Source organism: Enterococcus spodopteracolus (genome assembly GCF_030441955.1).
GTDB lineage: Bacteria > Bacillota > Bacilli > Lactobacillales > Enterococcaceae > Enterococcus_B > Enterococcus_B spodopteracolus.
Window position 1 is genome coordinate 1 of record NZ_JARJHD010000021.1, and the last position, 16,243, is coordinate 16,243.

Genomic DNA, 16,243 nt, shown 5'->3' on the forward strand with positions numbered 1-16,243 from the left:
TTTGATGTTTCTTCAGTTGTGTCGTCTGCGAAAGCTGTGATGCCTCCGGCAAAAATGGTGGATGTTAACGCTGCAATGGTAGCTAATCTAACGAATTTCATGTATTTAAATCCTACTTTCTTTTATTATTTTTCATTTTGTGTTTCCAAAAACTAAGAGTAACGACGATGATCAGAATACCCAATATTTTCCAAGTATTCATCTGACTCTCGTTCGTTTGCGGTAATCTTTTATGCTCGCTCTTTGTCATTTCTGATGGTGCTTGAGCGATTTCTTTGGGAAAGGTTGGTTTTACTTCAACTTCGGGTGCTGGCTCTGGCGTTCCTGGTGTTTCATAGACGCCAGTAAAACCAATCGTCCCTTCAGTTTCTACCGAACGTACTTCTGTCCCATAAACAACTAATGGCGCATATACTTGAATCAGTAACATACCTATAATGAGTATGTATTTTTTTTTTTGTTTCATATCCCTCCCCCTATAACTTTTCTTATATTTCTCGAAAATCTTCGTTTTTAAGGAGACGAAAAAAAAGACATCCGATCGCATCAGATGTCTTGAAAAAGTGATTAAATTAGGTTTCCTATTAAAGAAGATAAATAACATATTGTCATTATCAAAAACGAAGGTTTTTGATAATATTCAGTAAAAATATACTAGTATATAAGCATTTACTTTCTAAAAGGATAACATTTTATATTTTCAAAAAAAAACAATTTTTTCATATAAGAGCGAAAAATTTGTTTTCTTTTATTTTTTATCATCTCATTTAAATTCCATAAAATATTTATTTGTAGGTTCTGTTGATAAATATTAATTATTCTGATTCCTTAAATATGTCTATTTACAGTGTACCCTAAATAGACACTAGCGTATCATTGGAAAATCTCGATTCTTGCTTTTGGAGATAAATTGCACATATTTTAATCGCTCTGTTGCACTGTATTTAGTTAGGAATATACTCAAATTTATGTTAAACTATAACTGCCTGTTGTGTAATTGGCGACAGAATATAATGTTTCAGACTTGCAAGCAAAGACTGCTTGAAATGTTCAGGTAAGTGTAGCTTTGAGTTAATATCAAGAATTATTAATACTTCTTGAATTAACATGATTGATAGGTTAAGAACTAGTGATACAGATATGTTCATTTGAATTTCTCCTTTCATGAACCAGTCAATAACATTATAACAGATTAGTTGAATCTGCTGATTTGCTGCTAATAAAAATGGCCGATATAGCAGTACATACGGCTCATGCTGCAGGAAGGGACATATGTCAGAAATCAGCTCTGCTGTTCCTTTCAGCTCCAAAAAAGAGGTGTGAATATGTTAGACTCTAATAAATATAAAACAAAAACATATTTACATTTTGATCATAGAGTGAAGATTGAGAATGCAGAAAACTATGTTACTAATCCTAAAAGGATTGCTAGACATAGTTTTTTGCCGTTTATTCATTATGTAGATTCTTTTGAGAAGTACATTGGTAAAAACAACTTGGAAAAAAATAGCAGACCCATCAAAGAAAAAAAACGGAAAATAATGTATGCGGGACATTGGGATAATTTTATTTATAAATTCTATGCTGATGAACTATTAAATCCAAAATACAACAACTATTGCTTTAATATGAATATTGATGATTGTGTAACAGCTTATAGAAACAACAAAAAAGGGCAATCTAATATTGATTTTGCAGCAGAGGTTATAAATAGTATTGTACAATTTGAAGAAGCATATATTTTAGTAGGTGATTTCACTCATTTCTTTGATAGCTTGCAACATTCATTATTAAAACAAAGATTGGCCTCAGTATTGGATGTAACAATATTAAGTAAAGATTGGTTCAATGTTTTTAATTCTGTAACTAAGTATGGCTATTATGAAAAACAATTACTTATTGATTTATTCGGAACCGATAAACAAATAAAAAAATCTGGAAGAAAAAGCTACTTTAATCAATTGAGTGACTTTAGAAAATTTCAAAAAGTACACACGACTAAAACAAATCCTGACTCGATTAGAGGAATACCCCAGGGAACAGCAATTAGTGCTGTACTAGCAAATGTTTATACAATTGATTTTGATTTAGCATTACAAAAAATAGCAAATGAGTATTTAGGACTTTACAGAAGATATTCCGACGATTTTATTTTGATTATTCCAAAAAAGAGTGTTAAAAAGGAAGGATTCAAATCAATTGAAGAGCAAGTTAGATTCTTGGCTGAAAATAATAAAATTAATCTTCATAAGGATAAGACCGAAATGTACTTCTATACGGACAAACAAATCAAACTACTAGAAAACAATAAAAAAAGTAGTTTAGACTATTTAGGATTTACTTTTGATGGGGAAACTGTACAAATGCGCGGGAGAAGTACCTACAAATTTTATCGGAATGCTAAAAAACTTATTAATAGGGCTCATAGAACAAAAAGAAAGAAAGGGTTAGATAAGATTCCTTATCGCAAAAAAATATATAAACTTTACACAGATATCGGTGATAACAAAGGGAAACTTAGTAATTTCATTTCATACTCTAAGCAGGCACAAATAAAATTTGATAGTATATCTCCAAAAACTAATAATATAATGATGAATCAAATAAAGAACCGAAAAAAATATGTAGAAAAACGTTTAGGTATAAAAATTCATACTAAAATAAGAACTAGAGATATTTAATTCTCCAGTTCTTTTTTATTCTATAGATGGTTTGTCCAGTGATTCCCAAGTCTTTAGATATTTCTGAAATATAAATACCCATTAATATTTTCTGGACAATTTAGCGATAAGTTGCTCTTTTTAAGGATCTCTCGCTGTTTCTGAGTATAATTTAGGACGTCCTTTATAATTCCTCGCTCTGCAATTATAGCTAAAATTTGAACGATTAAATCTTTAATGAATTTATATAAGAGAGGCTCTCCGATTGCTTCAGCTATGATTAGCAAACTAGTGAGAACCAGCTGTACCTTTTTCTTTTGAGTTAATTGACTGACTCAATGATTTCGTTATAATTTCTTCCTAATTGATCGATGGCTTCGGCAATAAAAAGATTTTGTTCTCGAACAAAATCTAAAGCTTCTTGGAAACTAGGTCGCTGAGTAATTGTTGCTCCAGATTCTTTCTCAATGAAAATTTTCACCGTTTAAAACACATCCTAATCAGACACCTAAAAACTAGATTTTCCAATGTTACACTCGTGTCTATTTATGATTTACTCTAAAATTACAATAAAAAAGATGAAACTATTTAAATCTATCGTGTATTTTCGTTTCTATGTTTCTCAATTATTGATTCTAGAAAGAAAAAAATATTTTTACTATCTTTTCTAATACTATTTGAGCTATTAAAAAATTTATTTTATCAATGTAAATAGTGGAACAAGTGTGTTTTGGATAGAGTTCTAATAGTCAATTCATATATTTCTATCAGGTTATTTTTATGTTATATTAACCCCTTATGATATAATTATAGTTAAATATCATAAAATCAGTAATAATTTAAAATATTGTTATTTTTATGAAAATTGTAAGGAGTTAATGATGAAAAAGTTTGTTTTGTTTTTAGTTACTATTGTGAGTGTATTTCTGTTGTCGGCTTGTGGGCAAGGAAATATCGAGATGCTAGATTTTGTTGATGTCAATTTTAAGGGGTTAGATACCAGAGGAACTGCTAGTTATTTTGTTGATCATGACCGTCTTCGTAGTTATTTGAATGAGAATGACAAGGAGTTAGCCTTTGAAAGTAGCAACGCCTATTATGATGATAAACAACTTGAAGAAATGTTAGGTATAAATTTAGATAAAAATTCAGAGTTATCAAATGGAGATAGTGTTAAATTAACACTTGAAGTTGATTCTTCAAAAGTTAAAAATTTAGTCGGTGGGGATAAAGAAATAGTTGTTAAAGGTCTTGATGAACCGAAGAAGTTAACAACAGGAGAGGTTGAAAAGCATTTAGTTGTTAACTTTAACGGTGTTAGTGGACTTGGGGCCGCAACAATTAATAATACTCTTCCGGACGATTTACGTTATGTTCAATTTTCTTTAGTTGATGATGGGAAATTTAAGAATGGAGATCTAGCAAAAATTGATATATCAGAAGATTTAGAGAATCGTTTGGCAGATAGGGGTTATCTTTTAGATGATGCTTTTGATCCTAGTTTTGAAGTTAAAGGATTAGATGAAGTTGCTGAAAAAGCTACTGATATTGTTAATTTAGACGATATTAAACGTATGATCGATGAAGAAGTAAATAGATCATATAAAGATTGGAGCCCGGAAAAATCTTACGGATCTCGATTTGAGATAAAAGAGGAGGGCCTATTTTATCGACAATTTGCTAGAAATAGCAATGACTCACAGTTTAGTTTTAATTCTGCAACAAACAATGGAAATTTGGTAAAGATTGTCAGCGTAAAGAGATATTACGGTGGAACTGAGAACAAGTTGAATTCTGAATTTACTGCTATAATTGGCTACTCAGACTTATTTCTTGATGAAGAAAATAAAGTTAACGTTGCTGACCTAGTATCTATCACAGATACTAAGGATTCGACTTATTCCGTGGAATCTGTTATACAACTGTATGAGGGATATGGATATAAGCGAGTCGAAGAATAATTTACTAATTTTGTCTACCGTAAGAGTTCCGGTGGACAATTTTTATTTTGAAAGAAGGCTTCTTTGAACTCGTGAGGAAATATAGAAGGATTTTAGTTATGTACGTCTCTTGTACACTACTTCAGTATTTTATTTTTATGTTATAAAATTGATAGTGATATTTATTTAGCAGATGAGAGAACTATTATATAAAAAACGTGTTCATACGAGCATTCTAAGGTCAGGTTCACTCATTAAGATGTATCATTGGTCGAACGAAGCGTCATACCAGCTACGAATAGACATATTTTTAGAAAGGAACGAAGCAAATGAAAGAACAACAATTAGGCTATACTTTTTGGGGACGTCCATTATATGGATTAGAACGAAGAACGGCTGTATCGATTGACTGTGCTTGTGGTGAATTGATTCAACTCAATATTCAAACGAAACAATACAATTGTAAAAATTGTGGGAATTGTTACCAATTCATTGATCAAGACTTCCAATTGCTAAATGAAAAAAATAAGTAGGTTTATTATAGTCAGACAATTAGTCTGACTTTTTTGTTATTTTAGAATGTTCCCCTTTACAGAAACGAACATATGTTTGTATAATCGAATTGAAATGGGGGAGATTATTATGCTTGATTACTCAAATGAACCAGTAAATGATTACTACTTAATTGATATGAAGTCGTTTTATGCGAGTGTTGAGTGTGTAGAAAGAAATTTAAATCCATTAACAACGCCTTTAGTTGTGATGAGTCGAGCGGATAATACAGGGTCAGGGCTTACTTTAGCAGCGGCACCAACTGCCAAAAGTAAATATGGAATCACGAACGTCAGTAGACCACGTGATCTACCTTATCCACTACCAAAAGAATTACACATTGTACCACCAAGGATGAACTTATATATAAAAAAAAATATGGAAGTAAATAGTATTTTTCGGCAATACGTCGCAGATGAAGACTTATTGATCTATTCCATCGATGAGTCGATTCTAAAGGTAACCAAATCGCTGAACTTATTTACGACACCTGGTACAAGAAGTGAGAGACGAAAACAGCTCGCAAGACAGATACAGTTACATGTTTACCGTGAAACTGGTTTGATCGCAACTGTCGGTGTAGGTGATAATCCACTTTTGGCTAAACTTGCCTTAGATAATGAAGCTAAGCATAATAAGGGATTTCTGGCGGAATGGAAGTATCAAAATGTGCCAGAAAAAATTTGGACGATTAAAGATATGACGGACTTTTGGGGTATCGGATCACGCATGAAAAAAAGATTGAACCATATGGGGATTCTGAGTATTAAAGATTTAGCCAATTGGGACCCATACGCGCTTAAGAGGCAACTAGGGGTTATTGGACTACAGCTCTACTTTCATGCGAATGGCATTGATCGAACAGATATTGCAGAACCGCCAGAACCAACCAAAGAGAAATCTTATGGGAATTCTCAGGTGCTACCGAAGGATTATACGAGGAAAGAAGAAGTAGAGATCGTGGTGAAGGAAATGGCGGAACAAGTGGCTGCACGTATTCGACAGCATAATTGCAAGACTGGTTGTGTTCGCTTGTATATAGGTACGTCGATTCTGGAATCAAAGTCAGGGTTTTCGCACCAAATGAAAATCCCACTCACTGATAACACGAAAGAGCTTCAGTACTACTGCCTGTATCTATTCAACAAATATTATGAAGGACAAGAAGTAAGGCACGTTGGAATTACGTATAGTAAGCTCGTTTATACCGATTCGCTTCAGCTTGATTTGTTTAGTGATCCACAGCAACAAATTAATGAGGAAAAACTAGATAAGATTATCGACAAGATCCGACAGAAATATGGATTTACGTCGATTGTACACGCTTCTTCTAAGTTAGAAGGCGCACGTAGTATTACTAGAAGTACATTGGTTGGTGGACATGCTGGGGGCAATGGAGGGCTTAATAATGATTGATTACAACGATCGAGGACGTTTGAAATGGGCAGGCTTTTATCTTTCAGATCACACAGAAAAGATCGATGCCGACGTTGAGCAGCGTGCAAATCAAAACTTGGCCAAAGAACAAATGACGACTGAAGAGATTACGGAAGTATTGAACGCTGCTGTCCTGAAAAGAAAAACTGTTTGTATCCAAAAGGAAGAACGAGACTCTGAAGGCTACTATCCGGACGATATTATTGGTGAAATCAGAGGACATGATGAATTAGGAATCTTTGTTGGAGAGCATAAGGTCCATTACGATGAAATTCGCCACATTGGAATCCAGGAGTTAGATAAATGGAGTCAGCTATGAATATCATTCAACAGTACGAATGGCGCTATATTTACTATGAAGAATTACTAGAGGAAATTTGGGGATATGGGCAACAATTGATTGACGAGGTTGGCGTTGAATGCTTTACCTTTTATGTGGAAGCTAGCGCAGGGTATCATAGTTTCTACTATTATATTGCGCCGTATGAAGAGAGTTAGAGAAGTACTGGGAGCAAAAAGGCTTTTTAGGGATCACTGGATCATCTGTACAGAAAATAGCGGTAAGGAAAGTAGAATAGATGCTAAATCACCCTTTCCAAAATCTAACGCTATTTTCTGTTTAGTTGTTTCAGTGATCCCTTTTCTACTGAAAATAAAGGGAATTGATGTGTGATAGAATAAATAGAAAGCTATTTGAAGAAAAAAATTATTATGTGTAGATAATATACAAAAGGAGTAAAAGAATTGAATCGATCAGAGTACAAACAAATGCTGACAATGAAATATTTTTACGAGGAGAAATTGCAAGAAATCAAAAAGAAACATAAGTCCGATCCGGATTTGTTTCATCCGATTGGGAAGGATCGATATTGTCTATACTGTGAGCAGTTTCGAGAAATCCAAGATAAGCTACAGCCTACTGTCAAACAATTAATGCAGTATGAAAAAACACACGAAGTCAAACAACCGGTGATTCAACAGTTGGCCGCAGTCCCCAAAAAGGAAAAGGCGAAGCCAAAAAAAGTGTATCAAGTCTATTCTCTCTTGTTCAAAGATGGTTCAGAATATTTGGTTTATACGTTCGCCCAGGAAACTGGTTGTCGTTTATTAGGGAGACAGATTTCAGAATTAAGTAAGGCAGTTCCTATCTCTAAGGAGTATTATTCTTCCATTTATTTAGAACAGGAAGATGGCTCGATTATTTCAGTAGAAGCACGCTTGCAAGAGCATTCGACTAAGAAAAGTTGGTTATTAGCAGAAAAACAGCAAACGAGAATAAAAGCGACAGGGAATTGTTTTAATGAAAAACCCTTTGAATATTTGAAGTATACTAAAGAACAATACAGCTGTTTGGTCACTTTTTGCGGGAATACGGAAATTAAAAAAACAAAGAAATTCTCAAAAAATGGGAAAGTAGCTTTTGAAACAGCGCGTGGCATGATTGCGTTAGAGTACGGACAAGTCCTTCTGAAGCTCTTCCCAGACACGTTCATAGTCATTAGTGAACAAGAATTTAGCGAATATTTTGTAGAAGACGAATCATTAGTATGGATGAAGAAAGAATAGAAAAGCAAGATGGGGTTAAGCCTATTTTTTTTGATGCCGATATTAGAGATTAGTCCCAGTGAATAAAAGAAGTAGACAATAGCATGTTATAAACGTTAAACTATTATTGCGAACGCAATAATAAGAAGAGAGGTAGGCTCACCCACCATGTCTCGAAATACTTTTGTATATTCCCACCCAATCAATGTATTTATTATCAAGTATCTAGGAGTTACTGTCGATCAATTTTGTGAGTCTTATGGCTATAGTCAAGGAACTGTCGCTAGTTGGATCACACGGAACCGACGAGTTGAATCACTACCTGTAGGTTTCATTTATGACTTAGGGCTTGCAGCAAGCTCAAATATGTCTGATCTTTATGAGGAGCTTCTCTCACTTCAAGATGAATATGAAATATATATATCGACGATTGGAAAAAGAAAGAAGAAGCAAATTGAATAGTTAGTATTGGACATTGCTAAGATAATTATATATGTCCTTATTCAAACACTATATTAACTATATTAACTATATTAACTATATTTAATATAGTTAATATAGTGTTTCTTATGTAAGGAAATTAATTTTATTCGTAAATAAAAATATACTAACTATATTAGATATATTTAATATAGTTAGTATATTTTTTATGAGTTTAGTCGGCGATTGTATATTTGTTTCTCTTCTTCATTAAGTGTAGCAACATACGCGTCCATTGCTAATTTAACAATTTCATACATTGGAATGTCTTTGACGTAACTAATATCTCTAATTGTTTTTAATACTGGTGGATCGACCTGCACAGGTTTTCTTTCCTTAGCAGTATATTTATGTTCACCTAATTCTACACTTAAATCGTCTTTAATTGAAATATCAGCAGCGCCAATTTTCTTTTTGTCTTTGTTAGTTGGTAATAATGCCATTAATCTCTATCTCCTTTCCCTTAGGAAGAATACGGTTTGCCATTGAATCAGCATATTTTAAAGTATAATTAAACCCTTCGATGTCGCCATTCTTTTCATAGTAATCTATCCGTTCTTCTAGTTCAGTAAATATATCGGCAAAGATTGCCCACCAGCGTCTATCAACATAATCGTTTAACTGTATACCGTATTCGCCATAATTCTCTAATCTGTCAGATCCTTTAACTATACTTTTAAATATATTAGCTTCTCCATATTTATCAACTGTTTTTTTATAGTTGGCATTTTGTGAAGACTTACGTACAGAAAATAAGACTGGTAAAATTCCAATAATTTGAAGATTGGTTTCTTGAAAATTATTAACAATTGGTACCAAAACTTCATTTATGAAATCTTCAGTACCTTCCATTGCATAACGTTTAAGCTCTTGCATTGGTACAATGTAATCTGCAGCAGTTAGAAATGCTCTGACAACATTGTCAGTTGAAGGTGGACAATCTATAAAAATATAGTCAAATTGTTCTCTTAATTTTTTTAGGGGTTCTAAAAAAGCTAAATGTCTTTTATGTCTATCTGGATATTTCTGTGAAAGATATTCGTTCAGCTCTTCTGATCCCGGAGAACCAGCCATTATATATAGATTAGGGCTAACTTGAGTGATCCCGGATTCCCAATCATTACTTTTTATTGCAGCAGCCATTGACCGATTAAAGTGAGTAATTTGATAGGTAGAACCAATATTAGAAGTTGTATTTCTTTGTTGGTCATAATCAATTAATAATATTTTTTTTCCAAATAACTGACTTGCAACCACCGCTATCAAATCGTTATCAGTGGTTTTTCCTGTTCCACCTTTACGAGCTGTCAACATGATCACTCGTCCTTTTATTTTTGTTAAAGAATCTTCACTTCTTGAATACATGGTATCCCTCCAATATCTACTTAACAAATATATTTACTATACTAAATATATTAAATATATCTGATATATTTAATATACAGAATATTTTAAGTATAATGGCTATACTAAGTATATTCAATATATTTCCTATACTTAGTATAGCAGATATATTCGTTTTGTCAAAATATATTTGTACAATTTGCGTTGACAGTTTCTGACTACACGGGTAGAATATTACTCGACAAGTACTCTTTTTTGACACTGAGTTAATATTTCACCATTAGATAATATTTGTTCTAACACATATACTCTCAAAAACGAAAGAGGTTACAAAATGACAAATTTTAATTTTATTACAGCGCAAGAAACGTACAGAGCGCTATACTACCAATTACCAAAAGTATTATTCACGTCACCATACTACAAAGATATGAGCAATGATTCAAAAATTGCATATGCAATGCTACAGGATCGTTGTGAAGCTTCAATTCAAAATAATTGGGTTGATGAGCAAAATAGAGTGTATTTTATATTTACAAGAAACGAACTAATGGATATTTTAGGTTGTAAAGAAAATAAAATTTCTAAAATTAAAAAAGAGTTGAAAGACAAAAACCTATTATTTGAACAGAAAACTCCACCAAAAAAGCTTCCAAATGGAACCTGGCATAATACACCAAATAGACTTTATCTAGGAAAATTAGAAGTTTCTGCAGAAGATGTATTTATAAAAAGAAATATTAAAGAAGATGTTCCCGAAAGTGGGAAAAACCCACTTTCGGATAAAACACCGATAGATAGCCATTCTCATGGAAGTGGGAAAAACCCACCTTCGAAAGAAACGGCTTTAAATCAACATTCTTTCGAAAGTGGGAAAAAAGGAGGTAATCTATTATATTCTTCTAATTCTTTAGACACTAATAGACACAATATAGACACTGAAAAAGACCAGCTACAAGATCAATTATTGCTTGATAATTTTGAAACGATCATGAAAGACAATAGCATTGCTACCTTTGTCCCTGACCGAGTACTAAGTTTGATTAAAACATTCTCGTCAAGTTACAATGAAGCTCAAAAAACCGTTCAGACAATCCATAACGCAAAAGCAAAAGCAGAAAAAGACGCTCAAACTAAAATTATTTTTGAGGATCTAGATATTTATGGGCTTAATGCCGAACAAGAATTATATCAAACTCTGTTGAAAGCTTATCAAAAACAGAAAACAGAAAAAGTTGAAAATATTCAAAATCTAATCTTTGTTTACGTTAAGAACTGGTTTATGGAAAATCCGATTGCTGCAAAACAACAAGCTGAATCAAGCGAAGAATTACCGAAAGTCCCTTTGCATGATTGGCTCAACGAAGGTTAAGATCAGTCGTGACTAGGGAAAGTGTCTAGGTGTGTCTCAGCGTAGCTGACGTGTCTTTTTAGTTGAAAATTAAGTGATCAACTAAAAAGAGCTAATCTATAAAATAGGCTACTGCACCAGGTGTTCCAGAAGTGATTAAATTGTTCAAACTATACAACGCAATATCAGCTGTGGTTCTAATTTTTTCACCGTGATAGTCTTTCAAGTTAACAATGAATTCTATGTCTTTTTTGTAGTTTATAGCTTTTTTTATAGCGACTTCTTTTTCGCCTGAAGTCAAAGCTTTGTAATATTCAATTCGAATTCTAAATAAAGTAAATAATAAGCTGAAATTAAATACTGGGCGAGAGGATAGAATTTCTCCGAGTTTGTCACAACTTTCTTCTGCCTTAGCTAATAATTCAAAATCAATATTGGTTTTGTCTAAAACAGCATGATCAATCAACGAGTCGGTTATGTTAGAGATTGCAGCAGGAAGTACGTGTAAATATTGACAATCAATTGAACTGATATGATCTACTTCATAATCTTTTAAAGTTTCTAGAAAAAATTTTAAGTGATCAATTTTAAACTTAGGGGTAAAATCTGCAATCAGTTGGAGATAATAGTTTGTTAAATAGTTTTTACTTTGTATTTGATCAAAAAGTCTGTCCATTTCTGCAGATGTAATTGGTTCGATGAATGGTGCAGTTTGTTCAAATTGATGTTTAATATATAAAAAACTGCGGTAAGATCGCAAGGATTGATCTTTCTCTGCCTTAGCAATTTCGTATAATTCCTTTAATTCGTCTAAATCCACCTCATGGGTGATCGATTTTTGAGTAAGTTCTCTAATTTTGCTGCGATAGCATTTTCCATATTTTCGATGTCGCTAAGATCCGTTATATGGGCATTGATTCGGCACATGATCAACTCTAAATCGGTTGAAGTTAACGCACATTCACCTCTTTCAAATCTTGAATAAGCAGAGGTGTCCATAATCCCTTTTGGTGGATTGTATTGGATGAGCTGGAAAGAGAAGAAACAACACTTAGGTAGACGTGAGTATGTGCCATTTTTTGAACGTTTCCTAAAGGTGTCTTCTCTGATCTATGTGAGTATTTTTGTACTCAATTTACTGTTGGCAGTCGCTCTAAATCCACGCGCCTACCTCAGCTGTTACAATTTATTTCCACTCAATGCGCTTTTTTATGTGTCGTCATAGGATTTGTCAACAAACGAAGTGTTCGTTCGATGGACGAAGAATTCACTAAACTTCGAAATAGTAGAGAATACCAAGAGCGAAAAGAGCGGAAATTTGAAGTGGCAAAAGAGGAGCAACGTCGATTTAAGGAAGAACAGGAACAGCTCAAAGAACTAGAAAATGAAGAAAATAATAGTCATAGAGAGCGAAGAAAGAAGAAAATAGATGCGAACCATTCAGGAGATTTATTGGTGGGTGTAGATGAATTTGGTCATCGAATGACCATGGATTTTTCTGAACTCAACCAACATGCGACCTTCAGCGGAACGACCGGAAGCGGGAAAACAAGCTTGAATATGATCTTTGTGGACTATGCGATTGCGCATAATATTCCGGTACTTTACATCGATGGGAAAGGCGCAAAAGATACGTTGGAGTCAATCCAAACAATCGCAAAGAAGTATGACAAGCAGGTCAAAGTCTTTAGTGATACGAATAATGTTCGCTACAATCCGATCAAACATGGTAACAGTGTCATGGTTCGTGATCGACTGATCACGCTTGCGGAAACGGAGAGTGTCTTTTATTCAGGGGCTGCTAAGTCACTGATTCAAGCAACAGTTCAGTTTTTGGACCTGTTTGAAATCGATCGAACGTTGCACCAATTATCAGAACATTTCTTACCAAGAAATGTCTTAATGCAGTTTTTGAACGCCCAATTAGCAATCAAAGAAGACCTTCTTTTTATGGCGGTAGAAGAAAAGGAAGAGAAGAAAAAGAAAAAATCAACGAAGAAAAAAGAGACTAAAGACAGTGAGAATGACGAGGAGCAACGGAAGAAAAATCGGTTAGAAGAATTAGATGTTGATGCAGAACCAAGTATCGAACCTGACGGAGAAACGCTAATTGAAATCAATCCGGAACACTTGCCGTTAGAAGATTTGTATTATCTTATCCGTCGATTTCGGTATCTTCTTCCTGAAAAACAAAAAGAAATGTTTAAAAAGTTGTTTATGCGCTATGAACATAAAGACAATCCCTTTTATCTTTACGCAACGTCAGAAGCACTACAAACCAACGTCAACATGTTGATTGATAGTGAACTAGGACACTTATTTGACACGTCAGAAAAAGGTGTAGAAGAGTTGGATTTGCTGAAAGACAGTAGAAATAATGAGATCATGTTCCTGACTTTGAATGGTCTGGTGTACAAAGATTACATTAAAACGCTCGCACAATTTTTCGTCACAGAAGTGAACTATTTAGCTTCTGAAAACTATATCTATAGTAATTTCCAACCCTTTTTATTGATCTGTGATGAGCCTTCAGTTTATTTGAACGATTCCTTTTTAGATACAGTGAACAAAGGAAGAGGTGCTGGACTACACACAATTTTTAGTCCACAGATGTTAGCGGATATTGATCGAATCGATCCAATTCTTACACGTCAGCTTGTAGGAAACTGTAATACCTACTTCATTGGGCAAGTCAATTCAGGAGAAGAAATCGATACGTGGACGTCACTGATCGGGACCTATAACGACATTGAAAAGACGTCGATGGTGGAACAAGAATATGGTTATAGTGATTTAGAGAAGACAGATTGGATATCTTCTAGAGGAACGGTTCGTAATGTTCGTAACTTCATTGTCCATCCAGATGAGTTACGAGACGTTCGTCAAGGAGAGTTTATCGTCTATCGAAAATCGAAAAGTATTCGAGAACAGGCGAGTCGTGTGTACGTTGTAAATGCAGCGAACCGTTGATTTTCAGCAATGTTTTTTGAGAATCCACCGTGAATCCACCGAGAAACAGGCGAGAATCCACCGAGAATTGGAGTCCGTGGGCGCCTTGCCGCAAAACGTTGTCACACCAAGGTTTATTCTTTCTTTTTGCTAAAGCAAAATTCCTGACCATTTACGTTCAACGTGGGAAAAATCCCACTTATTAACGTAAATGGTCAGGAACCGAAAAAATAAACCTGTGACAAATGCGGCAAGGCGCCCACTAAACGCTAAAAAAAATGACTATCTGATGAATATGTAGAAGCAAAACTTTAGGTGTGTTGTGGTGATGGTAGTGATGAAAAGGATCAACCCCCTACCCCCAATCATAGGGGTCTCAAACTATCACCCTCCGCCCTCTTTCATTCTTTGAAAGAGGAAACTTACAACTACCCCTTGCGCCTGCGCCCCTTCACCAAATCTTGAAGGGTCTGTCACAGAACATAAACCCGAAAGAGATGATCGAATAAATGATTGAGTCTAATCTGAGGAAAAGGGTGGTAAGAATTCGAGAATTACTATATAGCAAATATGTTGTCTTAGAAAAAGAAAATACAGAGTGGTTAATTTTAAATCTATTGCACGAGTTAAGAATAATGACTGCCAATCAAATCCTACTTCTGATTAACCAAGAGTTTCCTATTGGTAAGAGTTCGATTTATCGAAGGCTAGCAGCATTATTAAAACTCGAAATGATTGATTTTATACAAATTAAAGAAGAAGAAAATCAAAGATACTTTTATCTAACTAAAAAAGGGCATAATTCGATAGGAGGTATCTATTCTTTTCCAAAAGTTCCTGAATACAATTTGAAACACCATATTGAAGTCACGAATTACTTGATTGAATCGATGCGGTTGGCAAAAACAAAGTCTACATTTTTATTGGCTCAATCGGAACGTAGGCAGATGTATGAGAAGAAGGATATGTCTAAAGCAAAAAAAGGAACACTGTTTCATGTTTCAGATTATGTTTTACGATTCGAAAACCAGATGGCAGAAGTTAGTAACTGGCATTTTGAAATTGAGCTAACACTTAAATCACAGAATCGATATACGAAAGCCATTTTTCCAAAGTATCTTCGGTTGCTTACACAAAAAAGAAATGCGCAATTGATTTATGTCACACCAAGCAATATTATTTATAACTCCTTAGATATGTTTAAAGAATATTTTCTGCTCAAGAAACAAGACGAAGAGCTGAAATCAATCGATGCTTCTGCTTTTGATCGTCTGCGTATTGTATCGAGTAAAGAATTCAATGGAGTATTGAAAAAAATGTTAGAAGAAAATGATTTTATCAATGAGCGTTGAACTAATTTAAAGGATAAGTTTTTTTGTTGCCCCGACACTCCGACCGCCACCACCGTTTACGGGGCAACAAAAAAAGGAAAGCAAGCTTTCCAGTTTTGGCATTTATGTAGTTTTTTCAGCAGTATCGTGGTATAATCAATATGTAAAGAGGAGTTGCGTCAACAACTCCCCATAGCAGCACCGTTTAAGACGGTGACCGATTTAAATATATTTCAAAGAAAAATAATCGTCGACCGGCTAAAGCTGACGGTTATTTTTTGTTGTCTTTGTTATTGCTGATTGCCAGAACTAATGTAGCGAATGCTAACGCAAACATTAGAGCTTCGTAAACAGACAAGCTTATTCCTTTCTAGGGATAAAGCCACAAATCAACATAGGCGTCACCCCATTTCTATTGGGACTAGCCACCGTCACAAACTTTACTGCATAAACTATTATACCATAAAAACCAGTCTAAATGCTTAATTCTAAGGCATTTGGATTGGTTTTTTGTTTGTCAATTAGAGGTATTTCTTCCTTCGCTCCAACCGCCACCGCCGCTACGGAAGAAGCCATGTGTTTACTTCAGAAATTCAAAAGATAAAACCAGTTCAAAACCTTTCTCACGTCAGGCTGATGAACTGGTTTTTTCTT

The 16,243-nt window shown here is 34.2% G+C and carries 15 protein-coding genes and 1 pseudogene; 11 read left to right on the top strand and 5 right to left on the bottom strand.

The genetic code is table 11. The features are described from left to right. Positions 1–112: 112 nt before the first annotated feature. Positions 113–466, bottom strand: a complete 354-nt coding sequence (locus P3R27_RS13440; protein WP_301357595.1) for an LPXTG cell wall anchor domain-containing protein — start codon at positions 464–466, stop codon at positions 113–115. Positions 467–1,325: 859 nt separating this feature from the next. On the opposite strand from P3R27_RS13440, the gene P3R27_RS13445 reads away from it, so the two are divergent. Next, on the top strand, positions 1,326–2,681 hold the full coding sequence (locus P3R27_RS13445) for a reverse transcriptase domain-containing protein (RefSeq protein WP_301359571.1): 1,356 nt from the start codon (positions 1,326–1,328) through the stop codon (positions 2,679–2,681). Here the strand turns inward: P3R27_RS13445 and P3R27_RS13450 are convergent. Beyond that, a pseudogene (locus P3R27_RS13450) lies at positions 2,668–3,141 on the bottom strand (recombinase family protein). The gene P3R27_RS13445 and the pseudogene P3R27_RS13450 sit on opposite strands and share 14 nt — an antisense overlap. A gap of 400 nt (positions 3,142–3,541) precedes the next feature. Here P3R27_RS13450 and P3R27_RS13455 point away from each other — a divergent pair. The 7 genes from P3R27_RS13455 to P3R27_RS13485 all read left to right on the top strand — a co-directional run bounded on the left by P3R27_RS13455 (position 3,542) and on the right by P3R27_RS13485 (position 8,596). Next, complete coding sequence (locus P3R27_RS13455; protein WP_301359570.1) at positions 3,542–4,621, top strand: LptM family lipoprotein; 1,080 nt, start codon at positions 3,542–3,544, stop codon at positions 4,619–4,621. 308 nt (positions 4,622–4,929) lie between these two features. After that, the gene (locus P3R27_RS13460) at positions 4,930–5,133 is read left to right on the top strand and encodes a DNA helicase UvrA (protein ID WP_301359567.1); all 204 of its coding nucleotides are present in this window, start codon (positions 4,930–4,932) and stop codon (positions 5,131–5,133) included. A 109-nt stretch (positions 5,134–5,242) separates the two neighbouring features. Continuing rightward, a complete protein-coding gene (locus P3R27_RS13465) occupies positions 5,243–6,568 on the top strand; it encodes a Y-family DNA polymerase (protein WP_301390167.1) in 1,326 nt (441 codons plus the stop codon). Further along, positions 6,561–6,908, top strand: coding sequence for a hypothetical protein (locus tag P3R27_RS13470; RefSeq protein ID WP_301390166.1), 348 nt, complete (start codon positions 6,561–6,563; stop codon positions 6,906–6,908). The genes P3R27_RS13465 and P3R27_RS13470 overlap by 8 nt, the downstream gene beginning before the upstream one ends. Continuing rightward, positions 6,905–7,087: a hypothetical protein gene (locus tag P3R27_RS13475; protein ID WP_301390169.1), complete on the top strand. Its 183-nt coding sequence runs from the start codon at positions 6,905–6,907 to the stop codon at positions 7,085–7,087. Before P3R27_RS13470 ends, P3R27_RS13475 begins: the two co-directional genes overlap by 4 nt. A gap of 246 nt (positions 7,088–7,333) precedes the next feature. Then, entirely contained in the window at positions 7,334–8,155 is an 822-nt protein-coding gene (locus tag P3R27_RS13480) for a hypothetical protein (RefSeq protein WP_301399093.1), read from the top strand. A gap of 147 nt (positions 8,156–8,302) precedes the next feature. Further along, positions 8,303–8,596, top strand: a complete 294-nt coding sequence (locus tag P3R27_RS13485) for a type III secretion system protein PrgN (RefSeq protein WP_301399094.1) — start codon at positions 8,303–8,305, stop codon at positions 8,594–8,596. Positions 8,597–8,781: 185 nt separating this feature from the next. Here P3R27_RS13485 and prgO read toward each other — a convergent pair whose 3' ends face one another. Next, complete coding sequence (gene prgO / locus P3R27_RS13490; RefSeq protein ID WP_301399095.1) at positions 8,782–9,057, bottom strand: DNA segregation protein PrgO; 276 nt, start codon at positions 9,055–9,057, stop codon at positions 8,782–8,784. Next, on the bottom strand, positions 9,038–9,979 hold the full coding sequence (gene prgP / locus P3R27_RS13495; protein ID WP_301399096.1) for a ParA superfamily DNA segregation protein PrgP: 942 nt from the start codon (positions 9,977–9,979) through the stop codon (positions 9,038–9,040). The genes prgO and prgP overlap by 20 nt, the downstream gene beginning before the upstream one ends. Before the next feature lie 313 nt (positions 9,980–10,292). On the opposite strand from prgP, the gene P3R27_RS13500 reads away from it, so the two are divergent. Beyond that, positions 10,293–11,330 carry a replication initiator protein A gene (locus P3R27_RS13500; protein ID WP_301399097.1) on the top strand — a complete coding sequence of 346 codons (1,038 nt, stop codon included), beginning with the start codon at positions 10,293–10,295 and terminating at the stop codon, positions 11,328–11,330. A 91-nt stretch (positions 11,331–11,421) separates the two neighbouring features. On the opposite strand, the gene P3R27_RS13505 is transcribed toward P3R27_RS13500, so the two are convergent. After that, the gene (locus tag P3R27_RS13505) at positions 11,422–12,129 is read right to left on the bottom strand and encodes an XRE family transcriptional regulator (protein WP_301399098.1); all 708 of its coding nucleotides are present in this window, start codon (positions 12,127–12,129) and stop codon (positions 11,422–11,424) included. Between the two features lie 434 nt (positions 12,130–12,563). Between P3R27_RS13505 and P3R27_RS13510 the strand changes: the two genes are divergently transcribed. Next, the gene (locus P3R27_RS13510; protein ID WP_301399100.1) at positions 12,564–14,279 is read left to right on the top strand and encodes a TraM recognition domain-containing protein; all 1,716 of its coding nucleotides are present in this window, start codon (positions 12,564–12,566) and stop codon (positions 14,277–14,279) included. 515 nt (positions 14,280–14,794) lie between these two features. Next, entirely contained in the window at positions 14,795–15,610 is an 816-nt protein-coding gene (locus P3R27_RS13515) for a replication-relaxation family protein (protein WP_178946864.1), read from the top strand. Positions 15,611–16,243: the final 633 nt, after the last annotated feature.